Source organism: Lysobacter enzymogenes (genome assembly GCF_017168095.1).
GTDB lineage: Bacteria > Pseudomonadota > Gammaproteobacteria > Xanthomonadales > Xanthomonadaceae > Lysobacter > Lysobacter enzymogenes_D.
The window spans coordinates 1-3,945 of sequence record NZ_LXSD01000632.1; the positions used below are offsets into that span (position 1 = coordinate 1).

Consider the following 3,945-nt stretch of genomic DNA (forward strand, 5'->3'; position numbering starts at 1 on the left):
GTCGGCGGCGGTGGCAGCGGCGTCGGCCGAAGCGGCAGCGGCGTCGGCGGTGGCGGCGTCGCCAGCGGCGGCGGCGGTGTCAGCGGCAGCCTGGGCTTCGCCCGAAGCGGCAGCGGCGTCGGCAGCGGCAGTGTCGGCCTGCTTCTGGTTCGAGCAAGCGGCCAGGGCCAGGCCCAGAGCCAGGGCGATCAGCGCCTTGTTGAAGTTCATGATTCGGTTTCCTCGTCGTTTAGTTAGGCAACGCGCAAAAGCGCGCCGATAACATGATGACAAGCCGGTGACGTGTGTCAAGCGGCCCGCCGGTTTTTTTTGTGCAACGCGTTTTTAACCTTTTACAGCAGTTCGATGGCGATCGCCGTGGCTTCGCCACCGCCGATGCACAACGATGCGACGCCGCGCTTGCCGCCGCGGATGCGCAAGGCATTGATCAGCGTGACCACCAGGCGGGCGCCGCTGGCGCCGATCGGATGGCCCAGCGCGACCGCGCCGCCGTGCACGTTGAGCTTGTCGTGGGCGATGCCCAGCTCGGTCATCGGCGCCATCGCGACCACCGAAAACGCTTCGTTGACCTCGAACAGATCGACGTCCTCGACCTTCCAGCCGGCCTTTTCCAATACGTTTGAAATCGCTTTCACCGGCGCGGTGGTGAACCACTCCGGCGCCTGCGCGTGGCCGGCGTGGGCGACGATGCGCGCCAGCGGCTTGAGCCCGCGCGCGGCGGCTTCGTCGGCGCTCATCAGCGCGGTCGCGGCGGCGCCGTCGGAGATCTTCGAGGAGGCCGCCGCGGTCAGCACGCCGTCCTTGCCGAACGCCGGGCGCAGGGTCGGGATCTTGGCCACGTCGATCTTGCCGGGCTCTTCGTCGGCGTCGACGACGACGTCGCCCTTGCGGCCCTTGACCGTCACGGAAACGATTTCATCCTTGAAGTGGCCGGCCGATTGCGCGGCCTGCGCGCGCTTGACGCTCTCTTCGGAATAGGCGTCGATGGCGGCGCGGTCGTAGCCGTACTTGGCGCAGGTGGCGTCGCCGAACACGCCCATGGCCTTGCCGTCGTAGGGGTTGGTCAGGCCGTCCCAGGCCATGTGGTCGAGGAACTCGGCGCTGCCGTAGCGGATGCCGGTGCGCGAGTTGTTGAGCAGGTGCGGGGCGTTGGTCATCGACTCCATGCCGCCGGCGACGACGACCTCGGCCGAGCCGGCCTGGATCAGGTCGTGGGCGAGCATGATCGCCTTCATGCCCGAGCCGCAGACCTTGTTGATGGTGGTGCAGCCGACCGCGGTCGGCAGGCCGGCGCCGAGCGCGGCCTGGCGCGCCGGGGCCTGGCCGAGGCCGGCCGGGAGCACGCAGCCCATGATCACTTCGTCGACCTGGTCAGCGGCCACGCCGGCCTGTTCCAGCGCGCCGGTGATCGCAGCGCTGCCCAGGGTCGGGGTGGGGACGCCGGTGAACTGGCCGAGGAAGGAACCGATGGCGGTGCGCTTGGCACCGACGATGACGACATCGCTCATGGCGGAACTCCGGAAAACTGTGGCGTGTGGGGGCCGGCGCGGGACAGGGCCCGGGAGGCCGGAACCCGCCGATTATGCGGCGCCGTGTTGCGGTGCCGCAAATGTCCTTTCGGGCAGGGGGAATGGGGACAGGGCGGATAACGAAAAACCAACAAATCGAACCGCAAGCCCGGCCGGCGGCTGAATCCGCAGCGGCCTTTGGCGGCCCTTGCAGGAGGGATTTCGGTCCCGGCGCCGTCGTCTCAGGTCGCTCCGATCTGCCCGATGGAAGGCGCTTCAAGGTCGCGCCCATGTCCCAGCCCGCTGCGATCCGACCTGTGGGAGGGACTTCAGTCCCGACGCTCTTGTTTCAGGCCACGGCGATCCGATCCGAAAGCGTCCGGACTGAAGTGCCTCCCACAGTCTCCCGGCCCGTTCCGCCTGTCCTCGCCGAGCGCCCCGAAACGATGCGCGCAAATGTCGAACCCAGCCTTCTGCCGCTTTTGCTTCGCCGCCGCGCGATTCGTTTGTCCGCCGCGGGCGTTTGCATTACAAGGAGCGGGTTCGGATTCGAAAACGCCGGCGCCGCGCGATGCGGCCCGGTGCGGCCGGCCGCCCGGGGGGAGCGGTCGCGTCTTCCTGATCCAGAGCGACGGGGGTGAGCGATGAAACGATTCGAACCGGCGGCGCGGCGCAGTACCCATTGGGCCTTGGGCGCGTTGGCCGCGGCGGTGCTGACCGCCTGCGGCGGCGGAGGCGGTGGCGGCAACGTCCGCGAACCCCCGCCGCCGTCCTCGCCCCCGCCCACTACGCCGACCACGCCGCCGCCGCCGATCGGCGCGCACCTGGACCTGACCAACGCGCGCTCGGCGCAGGCGCTGGGGCTGACCGGGCAGGGCGTGCGCATCGGCGTGGTCGACAGCGGCGTGCGCCGCGACCATCCCGCGCTCAACGGCCGGGTCGGGCCGATGCTGATCTACACCGACCCGCGCAGCAACAACCACCGCATCGACGACGTGCTCGGCCACGGCACCTACGTCTCGCAGATCATCGCCGGCACCCCGGTCGGCGCCTGGCCGGGCGGGATCGCGCCGGGCGCGAGCATCGTCTCCGCGCGCATCCTCGCCGACACCCGGCCCAGCGACGACGGCTCGGGCATGGGCAACCAGGCCACCGGCAACGGCGGGCTCGACATCGTCAGCCGCGACCTCATGAACGCCGGCGTGCGGATCATGAACAACTCCTGGGGCGGCCTGTACTGGACCGGCGACGCCGTCACCCGCAGTTTCATCGACGCCTACAAGCCCTTCATCGACAACGGCGGACTGGTGGTGTTCGCCACCGGCAACGAATCCAAGCCGCAGCCGTCCGACAACGCCTCGCTGCCGAGCCAGGGCGCCGGCGCCGACGCGCTCGAGCGCGGCTGGATCGCCGCCGCCGCGCTGGACACGCTCAACCCGACCCAGCTGGCGAGCTATTCCAACGCCTGCGGCATCGCCATGAACTATTGCCTGGTCGCGCCCGGCGACGTGCAGGCCACCGGCGTCAACGACAGCGTCGGCAGCCCGAGTTACTGGGTGGTGCGCGGCACCTCGTTCGCCGCGCCGCAGGTGTCGGGCGCGGCGGCGCTGGTGTGGCAGGCGTTCCCGTACTTCAACAACGATCTGGTCCGGCAGGCGCTGCTGGGCAACGCCAAGGATCTCGGCGCGCCGGGCGTGGACCCGGTGTTCGGCCAGGGCCTGCTCGACGTCGGCGCGGCGGTGCGCGGCCTGCACCGGCTCGACTGGGGCAATGCGCGGGTCAGCTTCGACGGCAGTTCGACCTGGACCAACCCGCTCACCGGCGCCGGCGGCCTGATCAAGGACGGCAGCGGCACCCTGCGCCTGGACAGCAGCGCCGCGCACACCTACACCGGCGGCACCGACGTCGTCGGCGGCACCTTGCGCTTGAACGACGGCGGCAGCCTCGCCTCGGCGGTGACCGTGCGCAACGGCGCGACCTTCGCCGGCGGCAACGGCGCCAAGGTCGCCAGCCGCCTCGACAACCAGGGCGCGCTGCGGGTCGAAGGCGCGGGCCTGCGCATCGACGGCGACTACGCGCAGTCGGCGGCGGGGCAGCTGCAGTTCTTCATCGGTTCCAGGCTCGACGTCGGCGGCGCCGCCACGCTGGCCGGCGATGCGCGCGTGCTCGGGCAATTGCCCGGCTATGTGCGCTCCAGCCGCGAAGTGTTCCTCAACGCCGGCAGCCTCAGCGGCCAGTTCGCCAGCCTGTCGACCGCGCCGGGCGTGTTCCTGACCGCGACGGTGGGCTACAGCAGCACCCAGGCCTGGCTCGACATCAGCGCGTTGAGCATCAGCGCGACCGCGCAATCGCTGGGCATGTCGGCCGGCGAAGTGGCTGCGGCCGCGCGCGTGGACGGCGCGCTGGGCGGCCTCGGCGGCGGCGCGACGGTGACCGC

At 70.7% G+C, this 3,945-nt stretch carries 3 protein-coding genes and 1 pseudogene; 2 read left to right on the forward strand and 2 right to left on the reverse strand.

Going from position 1 to position 3,945, the window contains the following annotated elements; all coding sequences use genetic code 11:
- Together A7A76_RS24600 and A7A76_RS24605 are read right to left on the reverse strand one after the other, a co-directional pair.
- Positions 1-210: pseudogene (locus A7A76_RS24600) on the reverse strand (hypothetical protein); the annotation flags it as partial.
- 122 nt (positions 211-332) lie between these two features.
- Positions 333-1,508 carry a thiolase family protein gene (locus A7A76_RS24605; RefSeq protein WP_206413788.1) on the reverse strand — a complete coding sequence of 392 codons (1,176 nt, stop codon included), beginning with the start codon at positions 1,506-1,508 and terminating at the stop codon, positions 333-335.
- 290 nt (positions 1,509-1,798) lie between these two features.
- On the opposite strand from A7A76_RS24605, the gene A7A76_RS27110 reads away from it, so the two are divergent.
- Both A7A76_RS27110 and A7A76_RS24610 read left to right on the forward strand, forming a co-directional pair.
- Positions 1,799-2,149: a DUF6053 domain-containing protein gene (locus tag A7A76_RS27110; protein WP_428995235.1), complete on the forward strand. Its 351-nt coding sequence runs from the start codon at positions 1,799-1,801 to the stop codon at positions 2,147-2,149.
- A gap of 3 nt (positions 2,150-2,152) precedes the next feature.
- A partial coding sequence (locus A7A76_RS24610) for a S8 family serine peptidase (RefSeq protein WP_206413789.1) occupies positions 2,153-3,945 on the forward strand: 1,793 nt, incomplete at its 3' end.

Excerpts from the sequence above, each read along its gene's own strand:
- A7A76_RS24605 (WP_206413788.1), bottom strand. The coding sequence starts at position 1,508 with ATGAGCGATGTCGTCATCGTCGGTGCCAAGCGCACCGCCATCGGTTCC.
- A7A76_RS27110 (WP_428995235.1), top strand. The coding sequence starts at position 1,799 with ATGTCCCAGCCCGCTGCGATCCGACCTGTGGGAGGGACTTCAGTCCCG.